9 protein-coding genes are annotated in these 16,646 nt (G+C 36.4%); 4 read left to right on the top strand and 5 right to left on the bottom strand.

The window, feature by feature from the left end; all coding sequences use genetic code 11:
• Window positions 1-671: 671 nt before the first annotated feature.
• A complete protein-coding gene (locus ACEN2H_RS06060) occupies window positions 672-2,861 on the bottom strand; it encodes a glutamine synthetase III family protein (protein WP_441731403.1) in 2,190 nt (729 codons plus the stop codon).
• 232 nt (window positions 2,862-3,093) lie between these two features.
• Here ACEN2H_RS06060 and ACEN2H_RS06055 point away from each other — a divergent pair, with 232 nt between their 5' ends.
• Complete coding sequence (locus ACEN2H_RS06055) at window positions 3,094-4,107, top strand: glutamine synthetase beta-grasp domain-containing protein (RefSeq protein ID WP_441731401.1); 1,014 nt, start codon at window positions 3,094-3,096, stop codon at window positions 4,105-4,107.
• A gap of 144 nt (window positions 4,108-4,251) precedes the next feature.
• Complete coding sequence (locus ACEN2H_RS06050) at window positions 4,252-5,211, top strand: TerC family protein (protein WP_441731399.1); 960 nt, start codon at window positions 4,252-4,254, stop codon at window positions 5,209-5,211.
• 79 nt (window positions 5,212-5,290) lie between these two features.
• On the opposite strand, the gene ACEN2H_RS06045 is transcribed toward ACEN2H_RS06050, so the two are convergent.
• Window positions 5,291-5,806 (bottom strand): hypothetical protein, encoded by a 516-nt coding sequence (locus ACEN2H_RS06045; protein ID WP_441731398.1) that lies wholly within the window; start codon window positions 5,804-5,806, stop codon window positions 5,291-5,293.
• A gap of 150 nt (window positions 5,807-5,956) precedes the next feature.
• On the bottom strand, window positions 5,957-6,454 hold the full coding sequence (locus ACEN2H_RS06040) for a hypothetical protein (RefSeq protein ID WP_441731396.1): 498 nt from the start codon (window positions 6,452-6,454) through the stop codon (window positions 5,957-5,959).
• Window positions 6,455-6,552: 98 nt separating this feature from the next.
• On the opposite strand from ACEN2H_RS06040, the gene ACEN2H_RS06035 reads away from it, so the two are divergent.
• Window positions 6,553-7,113, top strand: a complete 561-nt coding sequence (locus ACEN2H_RS06035; RefSeq protein ID WP_441731394.1) for a DUF1543 domain-containing protein — start codon at window positions 6,553-6,555, stop codon at window positions 7,111-7,113.
• A gap of 134 nt (window positions 7,114-7,247) precedes the next feature.
• Window positions 7,248-7,793: a type 1 glutamine amidotransferase domain-containing protein gene (locus ACEN2H_RS06030; protein ID WP_441731392.1), complete on the top strand. Its 546-nt coding sequence runs from the start codon at window positions 7,248-7,250 to the stop codon at window positions 7,791-7,793.
• A 71-nt stretch (window positions 7,794-7,864) separates the two neighbouring features.
• Here the strand turns inward: ACEN2H_RS06030 and ACEN2H_RS06025 are convergent, their stop codons facing one another.
• Together ACEN2H_RS06025 and ACEN2H_RS06020 are read right to left on the bottom strand one after the other, a co-directional pair.
• Window positions 7,865-12,382 carry a T9SS type A sorting domain-containing protein gene (locus tag ACEN2H_RS06025; RefSeq protein WP_441731390.1) on the bottom strand — a complete coding sequence of 1,506 codons (4,518 nt, stop codon included), beginning with the start codon at window positions 12,380-12,382 and terminating at the stop codon, window positions 7,865-7,867.
• A 691-nt stretch (window positions 12,383-13,073) separates the two neighbouring features.
• Entirely contained in the window at window positions 13,074-16,514 is a 3,441-nt protein-coding gene (locus ACEN2H_RS06020; protein WP_441731388.1) for a methylmalonyl-CoA mutase family protein, read from the bottom strand.
• Window positions 16,515-16,646: the final 132 nt, after the last annotated feature.

The following is a 16,646-nucleotide window of genomic DNA, read 5'->3' as shown; positions in this document are numbered from 1 at the left end:
CAAATAAAGCACAACTTTAAAGAACGACCTAAATTATTTTAGTATTTAAATGAACTTTTCGACAAGGTGCTCGTTATTCTGTTTAAACGCACGACCAGAAAATATTAGTAAGAATATACTTATTTTTAAATCAAAAACAGCCCTTAAGCCCTATCTAATAAGGCATTTAGTTAATTTTATTATAAGAAATTTTGTATTTTAAAAACACTAATAAACAGGATTTTAATTACAATAAAACTATTTTTACTCGCCAAAAAGCCATACACAGCTATGCTTTACAGAAATATACTACGGTTGTATTTTGTTTTTAAAAGCGCTACTTTTTAAAAACAATCCTCAAAAAATAAAATGGAGTGTCAAATGCTAATTTTACCATTTTAGCACTTAAATTTTGATCTTTTAGAATAAAATTGTCTCTGAAAAACAACTAAAAAGATTCCGTTTACTCTTTTATGAAACTCTTTTAAGCAATTTATTTTTTTATTTCGTTGTCCAAATTAAATCCAACCAACTTCCATTTCGTAATTAAATTTCTTTAGCAGGTCTAAAATGATTCTCTTATACAAGTATAAAAAATAGCTATAAGTCACTTTAAACGGCCTTAAGTTAGCACCAATAAAAAATGCCTATCTGAAACAAATAGGCATTTTTTATTAAAAATAGATTAGTTATTATTTAGTAAATAACAATTCTCTGTATTTAGTCAATGTCCAAAGTTCATTATCAACCAAAAGCTCTAGTTTATCACAATGCTCACGAATGATTTCAAAATAAGGTTTTACGTTATTACAATACGCTTCAGCCATTGCTTGACCGTCAGTCAAAACATTAGCTTTCTTTCTCTCATTTGTCATCTCAAGCACTTTAGAATTGATTCCTTCGATATGTCTTGAAATATCTTTTATTAAAATGATTTGCTCTTTTGCGATAGTTTCAAAATCAGAACCAAAGATATCTTTCAATCCTTTTACGTTTTCGATCAAAGTATTTTGGTAACGAATAGCAGTAGGAATAACGTGGTTTGTTGAAATATCACCTAAAACTCTACCTTCAATTTGAATTTTCTTAGTGTACTCTTCTAATTCAATTTCGTAACGCGCTTCCACCTCAATGTGGTTCATGATTCCCAACTCAGAAAACAAATCTAAAGCCTCTTTAGAAGCTCTTGCTTTTAATGCTTCAGGAGTTGTTTTGAAATTACTTAAACCTCTTTTTTCGGCTTCTTTTTCCCATGCTTCACTGTAACCATCTCCTTCAAAAAGAATTTTCTTAGAGTGCTTGATATATTCTCTTAACACATTAAAGATGGCGTCATCTTTCTTCATTTCTTTAGTTTCAATCAGAGCATCAACTTCAACTTTGAAATCTCTTAATTGCTTAGCAACTATAGCATTCAAAGTAGTCATTGAGTTAGAACAGTTTGAATTAGAACCTACAGCTCTAAACTCAAATTTATTACCTGTAAAAGCAAAAGGTGATGTTCTGTTTCTATCCGTATTGTCCAAAAGAACGTCTGGAATTTTACCTACTACGTTTAATTTTAGATCTGTTTTTTCTTCTGGAGACAATTTCCCTGGGGTAACGCCTTCTAATTCAGCCAAAACTTTTGTCAATTGCTCGCCAATAAACACGGAGATAATTGCTGGTGGTGCTTCATTTGCCCCTAATCTATGGTCATTTCCTGCAGTTGCAATAGCACCTCTTAACAACGATTCATGATCATGTACCGCTTTTATGGTATTGATAAAGAAAGTTAAGAATTGCAAGTTACTCATTGGCGTCTTACTTGGACTCAATAAATTAACCCCTGTATCTGTTGCTAATGACCAGTTATTATGCTTTCCTGAACCGTTTACTCCTTTGAAAGGTTTTTCATGGAACAATACTTTTAAGTCATGACGTTCAGCCACTTTTTCCATCACATCCATCAACAGACAGTTGTGATCTACTGCTAAGTTTGTCTCTTCAAAAATAGGTGCAAATTCAAATTGATTAGGTGCTACTTCATTATGACGTGTTTTTACTGGTATTCCCAGTAACATACATTCTTGTTCCAAATCTCTCATATAAACTAAAGCACGAGTAGGAATAGAACCAAAATAATGGTCGTCTAATTGTTGTCCTTTTGCCGAAGTATGACCTAACAAAGTTCTTCCAGTCATCATAAGATCTGGACGAGAATTAGCCAATGCTCTATCAATCAAGAAATATTCTTGCTCCCAACCTAGGGTTGCAGTTACTTTCTTTACGTTTTTGTCAAAATATTTACACACTTCCGTAGCAGCATCATCCATTACTTGTAAAGCTCTCAATAAAGGTGTCTTATAATCTAAGGCTTCTCCAGTATAAGAGATAAAAACCGTAGGAATACACAAAGTGGTTCCTAGTATAAATGCTGGAGAAGTAGGATCCCATGCAGTGTATCCTCTAGCTTCAAATGTATTTCTGATTCCTCCATTTGGAAAACTAGATGCATCTGGTTCTTGTTGAATCAATTGTGCACCACCAAATTTTTCAACAGGGTCGCTACCATCATAAGATGTTTCAAAGAAAGCATCATGTTTTTCAGCAGTCGATCCAGTTAGAGGTTGAAACCAGTGCGTATAATGGGTTACTCCTTTAGACAGAGCCCATTCTTTCATACCCATTGCGATATAATCCGCTAATTTTCTATCTATTTTAGTTCCATGCTGAACCGCCCCTTGTACTCCTTTAAAAGCATCTGAAGTCAAATATTGCTTCATTGCTTTATCATTAAACACATTTGATCCGAAAAGAACTGACTTTTTACCAGCTTCTTCAAATTTAACTGGCTTTCTGGTTGATGCTTCTCTCAAAGCTTGGAAACGAATTGTTGACATGATTTTTTTTACAAATATAATGAATAGTAAATAAAAAACCCAGATTTATGGATGAATAAAGCTTAAAAATAAGCCTGTAATTTGATAATTTAAAAATTCAACCCTATAAAAGATAGGGTTTTCATAAAAATAACGTTAATCAAGACAAAAGCCCCCCCGTATTTTTACCGCATTTAAAAACATTTTTATATTTGCATAAAATTACAGCAACAAAAAATTAAATTACATCATTATGACAAAAATAAAATTAGAGTACATCTGGTTAGATGGATACGAACCAACACAAAACCTTAGGAGTAAAACCAAAGTAGAAGAACATGAAAACTTTCAAGGAACATTAGAAGAATTGGGAAATTGGTCGTTTGACGGCTCATCTACAAGACAAGCCGAAGGAGGTTCTTCTGATTGTTTACTAGTGCCCGTTGCTATTTACCCAGACCCTACTCGTCTTAATGGTTTTCTAGTTATGACTGAAGTTATGAATGCGGACGGAACACCTCACCCTTCAAATGGTAGATCAACTATTGATGACGATGGTGATTTTTGGTTTGGATTTGAACAAGAGTATTTCATAATGGATACTAAAACATTATTACCATTAGGATTTCCAATTGGAGGTTATCCAGCTCCACAAGGAATGTATTACTGCTCAGTTGGAGGAAAGAATACCCATGGTAGAGATTTAGTCGAAGAGCATGCAGATCTATGTATTGCTGCAGGTTTAAATTTCGAAGGTATCAATCAAGAAGTGGCATGTGGACAATGGGAATTTCAATTGTTTGCAAAAGGCGCAAAAATAGCAGGAGACGAAATTTGGATTGCTAGATACTTACTTGATCGTTTAACTGAAAAATATGGCTACTATATTGAATATCATCCAAAACCGCTTGGAGATACAGATTGGAATGGTTCTGGGATGCATGCGAACTTCTCTAATGAAGTATTGCGAACTTGTGGTTCACAAGAGACTTACGAAAAAATATGTGAAGCATTCAGACCAGTAACTGCAGAACACATTGCTGTTTACGGAGCTTATAACGACCAACGTTTGACTGGTAAACATGAAACAGCTTCCATAAATGATTTCTCTTTCGGAATTTCTGATAGAGGTGCTTCAATAAGAATCCCATTGATTACCGTTCAAAAAGGATGGAAAGGTTGGTTAGAAGATAGACGACCAGCTTCAAACGGAGACCCTTACAAAATTGCAGCGAGAATTATTACTACAGTTAAATCTGCCTTGTAGAAAATCTTTCAGAATGAATTAAAAAGTGCCATTGACAACGATGGCACTTTTTTTATACATTAAGTTTACTTTCAACTTACTGCTAAAATTTAGTGCATTTATAAATCAAAAAGTATCTTTGTACAACTTTTAATAAACTGATTTATGGTTGTCTGGATTTCATTCTTTATTGTCATTTTAATATTTCTTACTCTGGATCTGGGTGTTTTCAATAAAACACCTCACATCATTAGCACAAAAGAAGCCTCGAAGTGGACCTCTATTTGGGTAACACTCTCTTTTTTGTTTTCTGGCGTGATTTATTGGATTTATGACAATAACTATATCGCGAATCCGGACGACTTGAAACCGCTTGCGGCATCGATCAAATTCATTACTGGATATTTAATAGAATTATCCCTAAGTGTAGATAATATATTTGTTATCGCTATTATTTTTTCGGCGTTCAAAATACCGCAAAAATACCAACATCGGGTTTTGTTTTGGGGCATACTTGGGGCGATCATATTCAGGGGCTTGATGATCTTTTTTGGCGTTATGCTGATCAACAAGTTTTTCTGGACTACGTATGTTTTTGGTTTCTTCCTGATTTTCACGGCAATGAAAATGTTGTTTACCAATGAAGATGAAAAATTCGAACCTAAGAAATCGTTTGTTTTTAAAAGTCTTAAAAAGATAATGCCAATCTCAAATCATATCGACCAGGAACATTTCTTCGTAAAAAGGCGTCACATTACTGCAGCAACCCCACTTTTTGTTGCATTAGTAGTAATTGAGGTCATGGATGTCGTTTTTGCTATTGACAGCGTACCAGCCATTTTAGCCATAACTAGCGATCCGTTTCTAGTTTTTAGTTCTAATATTTTTGCCATATTAGGCTTGCGCTCCATGTATTTTTTCTTGGCAAATATGTTACAAAAATTCAGCTATTTAGAATTTAGCCTAATCGCTATATTAAGTTTCGTAGGACTCAAAATGTTGCTTCATGAAATTGTAGAAATTCCAGAATGGGCATCGCTAGCTTTTATTGCACTATCACTTTTAGTAGGAATAGTAGTTTCACTACGAATGAGTAAACTGGAAGATACTACGAAAGATAGTTAACAAAGAACTCTCATTACATTTACAGCATAAAAAAAGGAACCGATAAAAGGTTCCTTTTTTTTATTTCATTTTTACTTTCTTAAAAGTTAACCTTCTGAACCTGGCTTTCTTTTATGTTCAAAGCTGTAACTACATCAGCATAATTATTTTTATTTATGGAAGCAGAAAAGCTCCCTGGAACTATTACAATGCGAAGAACCTGATTTAATCTAAATTGATCTGCAACCGTTCCTAAATTATTGCCAACCATATAAATATTAACATCACTAATTGTAAAATCGAACTCGTATCCAAAGTCCCTTGTTCCATCATCAAAGTAATGGGTTTCAGGCAATAATTTCCATACATCTTTTCCTTGAAAAACATTAACTAATCTATAGACCAATACCACATCCGAGGAGTAAATAGTTGGATTTAAACCTACTAATTTGCTAAAATTGTTAGCTGAATTAAATGAAGTCGTAACCTCGAACACTTCCGCTATCAATCCATCCTGCCCGTCAAAGCCATCAAATCCTGGAGGACCTTGTGGTCCTTCACAACTTGAAATTACAATCATCCCAATAATTGCTAAAAATGTACTAATCCTTCTCATATCTATTTTTTTTTAAAGTTTGTTATTAATTTTAATACCCATCGATTGCAGCAAAATTAATTTTATAAATGGTTGTTCTGCAGTTAATCTCGTAATTATAAAGTTACAAAAAAAGAAACCCTTTCGGCTCTCTTTTTTTAATATTTCATATTAAAAATTAATCTTCTGAACCTGGCTGTCTTTAATATTCAAAGCAGTAATCACATCAGAATAACTGTTTTTATTTATTGTTTTAGCATAACTAGCCGGCACTATTACAATTCGCAAAACCTGGTTGTATCTATATTCAGCAGTCACGGATTGCAGATCACTACCTATCATATATACGTCTACATCTTTATTACTATAATCGAATTTATAACCAAAATCCAGTGCTCCATTACTAAAGTAATAGGTTTCAGGCAATAATTCCCATACATCCCCTTGAAAATTCGAACCCGCTAATCGATAGACTAAAACTACGTCTGATGAATAAATTGGCTGATTAAAGCTTATCAACCTGCCGTAATTATTACTAGCATTAAACGAAGTTGTTACTTCAAAAACTTCATTTCTTGTAATAGGGGCAGTTTCGAAATAACCTGATGTAGTGCAGCTTTGCAAAACAAACAGTACAGCTATGGCTAAAGTTGTATTTATTTTTTTCATGATTTTAATATTGTTTGTTTCTTTGTTTTCAGATATTCATTAACTGTGCCAAAGTTTCTTTTGGGAAAATAATGTAGCTTTGAAAGATGGAAAATAAAATGAAATTATATATGTTCATGTTAGGCTGTACACCTGCTGGCCGCCTTACCGAGCAACATGATATTTTTTTTGGAATTGGTTCTTCCTTGAAAGAAATGATCCCGAAAATGAAAGCTTTTTGGCCTGAAGCCAAAGGACGAATCCACATCGATGCCTGGCGCGAAGTTACCGTGGTTGATAATTTTTTAATAGAAATTACAGCCAAAGAAGCGTTTGAAAATGACAGTTTAGACCATTTATTTTTCATCAACTTGGGCGGTTACAAGGAAAATGAGTTTGAAGAGTACCATTATAAAATCCTGACTGTTGCCCAAAGTATGGGATTGGCATCCAAAAAAGCCAAAAAGAGCAGCTTCTTCAAGCATTGCGGTTTCAAGGGAACCGGCGCCTCCCATATCGACGACAAATACGGAATCGATGTGGATAACCTCTATAAGGTAACCGACATATTAAATAGCCAGTTGAAAGAGCTTTACACCTTAAAAATCAGCAAATCGGAGGAGAATCTGCTAGAAGACGTGTTGCATATTGGGTATTTAAAAATATCCGGAATTAAGTAAATTATTCCATTAAAGGACAGCTTCTATCAAAGCATCTTGAAAAAAATTATGTTTATTTTAATACACATTTATGAATTGTCCCCTACTATAATTTGTAATTTTATGAAAGTAACATAAATCAAAATTACAAAATTATGCAAAAGAGAATAGCTATTTTAGCAACAAATGGATTTGAAGAAGTTGAATTAAGCTCACCTAAAGAATATTTAGAAAAACAAGGTTGGAAAGCCGAAATCGTAAGTCCAGAAAGCGAAAGCATAAGATCCTGGGCTTCTACTGAATGGGGGAAAGATTATAAAGTTGATCAAGAATTAAAGAATGTTAAAGCTGCTGATTATGATGCTCTAGTTTTACCTGGGGGCGTTATCAATCCAGATATATTACGAACAGATGAAAATGCTTTGGCTTTTATAAAAGATTTTTTTAAAGCGGGGAAGCCTGTAGCAGCAATTTGCCACGGTCCACAAATTTTAATTAGCGCTGGACTAGTTAAAGGTCGCACAATGACTTCTTATCCTTCCATAAAAATTGATTTAATAAATGCCGGAGCCGATTGGCATGACCAAGAAGTTGTTGTAGACAAAGGATTAGTTACAAGTAGAAATCCTAATGACTTACCAGCTTTCAATAAAAAATTAGTAGAAGAAATTAAAGAAGGGAAACACCAGCAAGTAGTTTAATTTTTACATATAAATAAAAAAAATGCGGAAAATATTTTCCGCATTTTTTTTATGTAAATTAATGAATTATTTTATCTGGAAGACATTATTTTTCTAGTACTGCTTCCTTGATTAGTGGTCAGTTTGATAACATATACCTGTTCTTGGCCTCTGTTTACATCAAGGTTAAGTCTCACTTCCTTGCCCAAGTAACTATTTGTATCTGCTTTTGAAAGAACTCTGTTTCCCTGTGAATTGAAAACTTCAATTTTCACATCAGACTGATAATCAAAATCATATTTAACAGTCAGTTGATCTTTAAAAGGAACTGGACTAGCGGTAAAACCGGCAAGTTCAATATCTACTGTTTTACTAGTTGTAGATACAGATGTAGAACCTGGTTCGTCAGTTAGACATCTCGCAACGTCATAACCCATAAATATTTTACAACCATCAAAGGCATTATTAATTTTATCAACTACTGAAGCAATATTAGAAAGTGAAACACCATTTGTGTCTCCTCCACCTAAAGCTTTATTTGCTAATTTAAATAATCCTTGAACCGTTTTATCTCCATCAATAGCATTAATAACACTAGCATCTATAGAATAATAGTGATAGTCATTAGTTACGCTTGTTAAGATTCCATCAGTATAATTACAGATACGTGTTTTTGCAGTCTCAGATCCACATCCACCTTCTGGGTCTGCTGTCACCAAAATTCCACTTTGTAATACAAAATCACTAAGCGAAGCATTGATACCTATGTTAAGACCTAAAGTGATAGTTTGAGCTAATAAAGTATTGTTGATTCTACCATTTTTAGACAAATAAGGAAGAGAACTTATGGAGTTTTCATTAGATAACACATAACTACTTCCGCCACCTGGTAAAACGTTTATAATAGCCATTCTATCTGCAGATGTATTATTAATTACCACAGTATTTCCTAGCGAACCAATTGTCATTAAACCTCCGTTATAAGAACTTAAAGCTCTTTCGATAAGTTCTAAGGTCGTGTATGGACCAAAGTTACCTCCCAAGTAAGGAGCACATGATTTACCTCCAAGATTACCGTAATAGCCTTGAGTATAGGTACAAATAGCCTTCGAACAAATTTCAGCAGTTACAGTCAAACAATTACTATTTGCAGAACAAATTACATCATTAACTGTGCTTTTGGTCACGCGAAGATAATAAGTAGTAACTGATGCCACACCTGGATCATAAGTAGCTGATGTAGCCCCTACAATATCAGTAAAAGCGCTACCACATCCTGTGGTGTTACTTTGCCATTGGTACGTAATGGCACCGCTTCCTGTTCCAGCTGTTGTGCTTATAAATGCTGCAGGATCGTCACCTATACATACTTTTTGGTCTCCAGTTATGGAACCAGAACTAACGTTATTAGGTGTTATTACCAAAACATTACTGTAATCAGAACAGGGCACTGTGTTTAGTGTGCTTGTAGCTGTTCTGCGGAACCATGTAGTTACAGCAACCGCTGGAGAATCATATGTAGCAGAAGTTGCACCGCCTATATTACTGAATCCTGCGACAGCACTTGTAGTACTGCTTTGCCATTGATACGTAATTACTCCATTATTTGAACCAGGAATTACGCTTGTAAAAGCTACAGGATCAAATGGAGCACAAAGCGTTTGACTGCCTGCAATCTCTCCAGGATGTATCTCCTCTGGTGTTATTGTCAAACAATTACTATTTGCCGTACATGGAACACCATTGAGCGTTGATGTAACTACTCTACGGAAATAGGTAGCTCCAGTAACTGTAGGCGCATCATAAGTAGCAGAAGTTGCATCGCCTATATTACTAAATCCTGTATCACAACTTGTTGTACTGATTTGCCATTGGTATGTAATTACACCATCGCCAGAACCAGCTGTTGTGCTTGTAAAGGCTGCTGGATCAGCTGGAGTACATAATGTTTGGTTTCCTGCAATTGCTCCTGGAGCTACTGCATTTGGTGTGACAACCAAAACGTTACTGTAATCAGAACAAGGCACTGTGTTTAATGTGCTGATAGCTGTTCTGCGGAACCATGTGGTTACAGCAACAGCTGGTGCATCATATGTAGCAGAAGTTGCGCCGCCTATATTACTGAATCCTGCAACAGCACTAGTAGTACTGCTTTGCCATTGGTACGTAATTACTCCGCCTCCTGAACCAAGCGTAGTACTTGTAAAGGCTGATGGATTAAATGGTGAACAAAGTGTTTGATCTCCAGATATTGTTCCGGGAACTATTGCATTTGGTGTTACCACCAAAACGTTACTGTAGTCAGAACAAGGTACTGTATTTAGTGTACTTGTAGCTGTTCTACGGAACCATGTGGTCACAGCAACAGCTGGAGAATCATATGTAGCAGAAGTTGCGCCGACAATATTACTGAATCCTGCTACAGCACTAGTAGTACTGCTTTGCCATTGATACGTAATTACTCCATTATTTGAACCAGGAATTACGCTTGTAAAAGCTACAGGATCAAATGGAGCACAAAGCGTTTGACTGCCTGCAATCTCTCCAGGATGAATCTCCTCTGGTGTTATTGTCAAACAATTACTATTTGCCGTACATGGAACACCATTGAGCGTTGATGTAACTACTCTACGGAAATAGGTAGCTCCAGTAACTGTAGGCGCATCATAAGTAGCCGAAGTTGCATCGCCTATATTACTAAATCCTGTATCACAACTTGTTGTACTGATTTGCCATTGGTATGTAATTACACCATCGCCAGAACCAGCTGTTGTGCTTGTAAAGGCTGCTGGGTCAGCTGGAGTACATAATGTTTGGTTTCCTGCAATTGCTCCTGGAGCTACTGCATTTGGTGTGACAACCAAAACGTTACTGTAATCAGAACAAGGCACTGTGTTTAATGTGCTGATAGCTGTTCTGCGGAACCATGTGGTTACAGCAACAGCTGGAGCATCATAAGCAGCAGAAGTTGCGCCACCTATATTACTGAATCCTGCTACAGCACTTGTAGTACTACTTTCCCATTGGTAAGTAATAACTCCACCTCCTGAACCAAGCGTAGTACTTGTAAAGGCTGATGGATCAAATGGCGAACAAAGTGTTTGATCTCCAGATATCGAACCAGGGGTAATTGTATTCAACGTTCCCGTAACTTCGGCTCTCGGACCCTCGCAACCTTTAGCATTCGTGCAACTTACCCAATAACTAGTAGTTAAAGAAATAGTTGGGGAATATGTAAGTCCTTCATTTACTTTTACATCGCCTGTTTCAGTAGTGTACCATTTCAAAGTGCCACCTGGACAACCACTTGCTGATAGATTAACAACGCCACTAGGACCACATACTGTGGCTGAAGTGGTAGCTGGAGCATCAGGTATAAAATTCAAATTCAATTGAATAGGAGCGCCAGGAAAATCTTTTAACTCAGATTGATCTGAACTTCCTGAAGACCGTGTTCTAATGAACAAAGTACTCAATACAAAGCATGGCTTTTGATAATATTTGAAAACTTGGGTAATATTAACAGCTCCCTCAGCCCATTGATTAGGTTCATAAATACCACTAGAACCACTTCCATATACGTCAAAAGGAACATTAGTTTGTACGTCATTATTGGTACAAAAAATATTACCTAGAATACCATCAGCACTGTTTGACACAATTACATACTGATACATCCCTGCCCCAGGGGTTATTTCTGACCAACTTCTAATCACAACATTAGCTTCGCCACCTCCTTGAGTGAATTCGATGGTGACCAAAATATCACCTGGTGTACGACCACCAGTAGCATCGAGTTCTCCAGGAGTAAAACCACTACTAAATCCGCCACTGCCGCCGATAATTGGCCTAATATTAGTGAGAGGATCTACGGAGCCATACTGAACATCACCTGTCAATTTTAATGGAGCTTGCAGAAACTCGAAATCAATATAACTACTCCCATTAATTACCTGCCTATCAGCTGCAAAAAGACACCATAAATCATCAGGACTACCATAAGGCCCGGTACCATCACCACTGCGTATAGTAGAATCCCCATAACTAAAATGAGCAGCCGCATTTTGGATTTCATTTTTATTAGGAGAAGAACCCGAACCCCAAGTATAGGTTTTAGGGTTGTCATTTATTTTATTAGACTTAGTGAAGATGGTTGGATCACTAGTATAGGGATCTTTTAAGAAATAGGTCACTGGCACCGGCTGGATAACAGCAGGGGCAGGTGGGCCGGGCTGAGTGAGTGGCTTGTAAAGCAGATTTCCATCCGTTGTAAACAAACCATGATTTTCAAGATGACTAGCATCAGTATTGTAAAGGTAATCAAACCAGTCTCCCACATTTAAATAGATATTACTTATCGGTTCATGAGCCCAAGCATTACCATCAACCCCAAAACCTAGTTTAGGAGTTTCTACGGGTGCGATTCCTTGAATATTTTGTGCATCTACCGTGTAGCCCACCGTCATAATTGCCATAAAAATAAATGGCAAAATCGTTCTAACCTCAAATTTTAATAAATTTAATTTAGAAACAGTTTTTTTTGAAAATAGGCACCACCTTATATTGTGAGCCAAGACTTCCAAAAGCTTAGTAATAGTACTTTCCTCCATAATAATAATATTTTTACACCATAAGTTATATTAAGTAGGTAATTTAAGATTCGGGTATGCAAACCAATAATAAATCCATCTTCACAAAACCGCTGTGAAGTACTCCATCATCGAAAAGAATCCGCATCGTAGCTAATGATACTTAAATCCTTCCACTGACCAAAAAAACCTGTAGAATAACATCGCTCTCCAATGGTTTTTGACTTTAATAAAGTTAGCTATTAATCAAAAAAATAAGAAAAAATCACAGCTCAAATAGATGAGATTCCGTTTTTATCGTTAAGAAACTGACCTAGCTAAGAAAGCCTTTACACAAACAAATAATTAGCAACCATTGTCTTGTTAACTTATTGATTTATAATTTATTAATGTTTGTATTACATCATTTTGATCATCAAACATATTTAGTTGGCAAAATAACGGTTATGCCTTTTTTGAGATAAAAGTCTTTGCTTTGTCTTTGGTCAAAAGGATCTGCAAAATAAGTTTCTACTTCTCTAGTTGAGTTTCGTTCAGGTTATAAAACTCCATAAAAAATTGAGCTGTCGATGTTAAGATCATCGAATCTAGAATAAACCGCAAAAAAAAGACCCTTCATCACTGAAGGATCTTTTAAACTATAAATTAATCTCGCTACGCAGGAAGAAACGTGACTAACTTCCTCTTTGCAAGACAAAAAGCGGCTATGGTACTACATATTTCTTCTGTACTGACCACCCACTTCAAAAAGAGCCGAAGTGATCTGTCCCAGGGTACATACCTTGGTGGCTGTCATCAAGTGATCAAACAAGTTTTCGTTTTTAATGGCTGCGTCCTGAATGGCCTCCAGTTGCTGTTGTACTTCTGTAGCATTAGCCTTCTGAAGGTTTTCTAAAGTTTTAATCTGGAATTTTTTCTCTTCCTCCGTTGCACGAATCACCTCAGCAGGGATTACGGTTGGTGAACCTTTTGAGCTCAAGAAGGTATTTACTCCAATAATTGGTAATTCACCTGAATGTTTCAAGGTCTCGTAATACAAACTTTCTTCCTGAATTTTAGAACGTTGGTACATGGTTTCCATAGCACCAAGTACTCCTCCTCTTTCGGTTATTCTGTCAAATTCTAATAAAACAGCCTCTTCTACTAAATCTGTTAATTCTTCGATTATGAAAGAACCTTGAATTGGATTTTCATTTTTAGACAAGCCCATCTCTTTATTGATAATCAGCTGAATAGCCATCGCGCGACGCACCGATTCCTCAGTTGGTGTTGTAATTGCCTCATCATATGCATTGGTATGCAAAGAGTTACAGTTGTCATTTATGGCATACAAAGCTTGTAAGGTAGTACGAATGTCATTAAAATCAATCTCTTGAGCGTGCAAAGAACGTCCTGAAGTTTGAATATGGTATTTCAACATTTGCGCTCTTTCGTTAGCTCCGTATTTAGTTTTCATCGCTTTAGCCCAAATTTTACGCGCCACACGACCGATTACTGCATATTCTGGATCTACCCCATTCGAGAAGAAGAAGGATAAATTAGGTCCAAAATCATTGATGTCCATTCCGCGGCTTAAATAATACTCCACATAAGTGAAACCATTAGAAAGTGTAAATGCCAATTGCGTAATTGGATTGGCTCCCGCTTCAGCGATATGATATCCTGAAATTGAGACCGAATAAAAGTTTCTTACTTTATTAGTGATAAAATATTCCTGTACATCTCCCATTAATCGCAAAGCGAATTCAGTAGAGAAAATGCAGGTGTTTTGCGCCTGATCTTCTTTTAAAATATCGGCCTGCACGGTTCCACGAACTTGGGAAAGCGTTCTTACTTTTATTGCATTGTAAACATCCAAAGGCAACACCTTATCTCCTGTTACTCCGAGAAGTATCAATCCTAATCCATTATTACCTATCGGTAAATCTCCATTATAAGCTGGACGATCGACTCCTTTGTGTTTATATATTGCTTTGATTTTAGTCTCAACTTCTTTCTCTAAATTATTTTCCTTAATATAATGCTCACATTGCTGATCGATCGCCGCATTCATAAAAAATCCAAGTAACATCGGTGCTGGACCATTAATAGTCATACTCACCGAAGTCAGAGCATGAACCAAGTCGAAACCAGAATACAGTTTTTTAGCATCATCCAAACAACAAATTGACACACCAGCATTCCCAATTTTTCCATAGATATCTGGACGAAGATCTGGATCATTGCCATACAAAGTCACACTATCAAAAGCGGTAGACAAACGTTTAGCGGGTACATCTGCACTTACGTAATGAAAACGCTTGTTTGTTCTTTCTGGCCCTCCTTCTCCGGCAAACATTCGGGAAGGATCTTCTCCTACCCTTTTGAAAGGATACAAACCGGATGTATATGGAAATTCTCCAGGCACATTTTCCTGCAGACACCAGCGCAAAATATCACCCCAAGCTTCATACTTAGGTAGCGCAATTTTTGGTATCTGAGAATGAGATAATGATTCTGAATGCGTATTTATTTCAATTACCCTATCTCTTACCTTGAAGGAATAAATTGGGTTTTTGTATTTGTTTACTTTTTCGTCCCAAGTCAGAATTACTTCCCAATTATAAGGATCCAAATCCATTTTTACTTTATCGAATTGATTTAGCAATAGGTTTAGAAAAATATTGTTTTCGTCCTGTTCTTTAATAGCGCTTGGATACACGGAGCTATCATCAATCCCAGCCTTATTGATAGTGGGAACATTACCTGATACAGATTCAATTGTTTTGAAAATACCATATAGTTTCTGAGCCACTTTTTGTTGGCTCACGACGGTCTCATCGTACTTTCTGTTGCTTTCTGCAATTTCAGATAAATAACGTGTCCTATGTGGTGGAATAACGAAAATTTTCTCGCTCATTTCACGCGTCACTTCAAAAGTAGATTTTAAATCAGAATCTGTTTTTTCGACGATTTTATCCATGATCGCTTTGTAAAGCGTATTCATCCCTGGATCATTAAACTGTGAGGCAATGGTTCCAAAAATAGGCATTTCATCCGTATTCGCGTCCCATAAATTATGGTTGCGTTGGTATTGTTTTTTTACATCCCGAATAGCATCTAAAGCCCCTCGTTTGTCAAATTTATTCAGCGCTACTAAATCGGCAAAATCAAGCATGTCGATTTTCTCCAATTGAGTTGCCGCACCAAATTCAGGTGTCATTACATATAATGAAACATCAGAATGATCCATGATTTCAGTATCTGACTGACCTATCCCTGAAGTTTCAAGGATAATAATATCGTATTTTGCTGCCTTGATAACCTGGATGGCATCAGCGACATATTTTGACAAAGCCAAATTAGATTGACGGGTTGCCAATGAGCGCATATACACTCTAGGGTTGTTAATGGCATTCATACGAATTCTGTCTCCTAAAAGAGCTCCTCCAGTTTTACGTTTGGATGGATCTACAGAGATTAAACCAATGGTCTTCTCTGGAAAATCAACTAGAAAACGACGAACTAATTCATCCACTAACGAAGATTTACCCGAGCCTCCAGTTCCTGTAATTCCAAGAACCGGCGTTTTGCAGTTCTCGTTCATTTTATGGATGGCGTCCATGGCAGGTTTTGCAATTTCAGGATAATTCTCAGCTGCAGAAATAATTCTTGCAATGGCTGTTGGGTTTTTAGATTCCAATTGACTGACTTCATCCCCCAATTTATTTCCCGTAGGAAAATCAGAACGTTCCACCAAGTCATTTATCATCCCTTGCAACCCCATCGAACGACCGTCATCTGGTGCATATATTCGTGTGATTCCGTAATCTTGTAATTCAGCGATTTCCGTAGGCAAAATCACCCCACCTCCACCACCAAAAATCTTGATGTGACCTGCTCCTTTTTCGTTAAGCAGATCATACATGTATTTGAAATACTCATTATGACCTCCTTGATAAGAAGTCAGAGCAATTGCATTAGCATCCTCCTGAATAGCTGTGTTAACGACTTCATCAACGCTTCTGTCGTGGCCCAGATGGATTACCTCAACACCTGTCGATTGGATAATTCTTCTCATGATGTTTATGGCTGCATCATGACCGTCAAAAAGAGCAGCTGCAGTAACAATTCTTACTTTATTCTTAGGGATATAAGGTGTTTGTGGTTTCATTTTGAGGATATGATAATTTTACTGCTGCAATTTACAAATTTTTTTAATGATTGCCCGCCGTTCCTCGCAGATGTTGATAAAAAAGCAAAAGTAATCTTAGTTAGCCCCGATGGGAGTGGCATCCCATCCCGT

The sequence above is a fragment of the Flavobacterium sp. W22_SRS_FP1 genome (assembly GCF_052113685.1).
In the GTDB taxonomy this organism is placed as follows: Bacteria; Bacteroidota; Bacteroidia; order Flavobacteriales; family Flavobacteriaceae; genus Flavobacterium.
This window is presented reverse-complemented; position numbering and strand designations above follow the sequence as displayed.

Coding starts and splice junctions, on each gene's coding strand:
- ACEN2H_RS06030 (WP_441731392.1), top strand. CDS start 7,248: ATGCAAAAGAGAATAGCTATTTTAGCAACAAATGGATTTGAAGAAGTT.
- ACEN2H_RS06040 (WP_441731396.1), bottom strand. CDS start 6,454: ATGAAAAAAATAAATACAACTTTAGCCATAGCTGTACTGTTTGTTTTG.
- ACEN2H_RS06025 (WP_441731390.1), bottom strand. CDS start 12,382: ATGGAGGAAAGTACTATTACTAAGCTTTTGGAAGTCTTGGCTCACAAT.
- ACEN2H_RS06035 (WP_441731394.1), top strand. CDS start 6,553: ATGAAATTATATATGTTCATGTTAGGCTGTACACCTGCTGGCCGCCTT.
- ACEN2H_RS06060 (WP_441731403.1), bottom strand. CDS start 2,861: ATGTCAACAATTCGTTTCCAAGCTTTGAGAGAAGCATCAACCAGAAAG.
- ACEN2H_RS06020 (WP_441731388.1), bottom strand. CDS start 16,514: ATGAAACCACAAACACCTTATATCCCTAAGAATAAAGTAAGAATTGTT.
- ACEN2H_RS06045 (WP_441731398.1), bottom strand. CDS start 5,806: ATGAGAAGGATTAGTACATTTTTAGCAATTATTGGGATGATTGTAATT.
- ACEN2H_RS06050 (WP_441731399.1), top strand. CDS start 4,252: ATGGTTGTCTGGATTTCATTCTTTATTGTCATTTTAATATTTCTTACT.
- ACEN2H_RS06055 (WP_441731401.1), top strand. CDS start 3,094: ATGACAAAAATAAAATTAGAGTACATCTGGTTAGATGGATACGAACCA.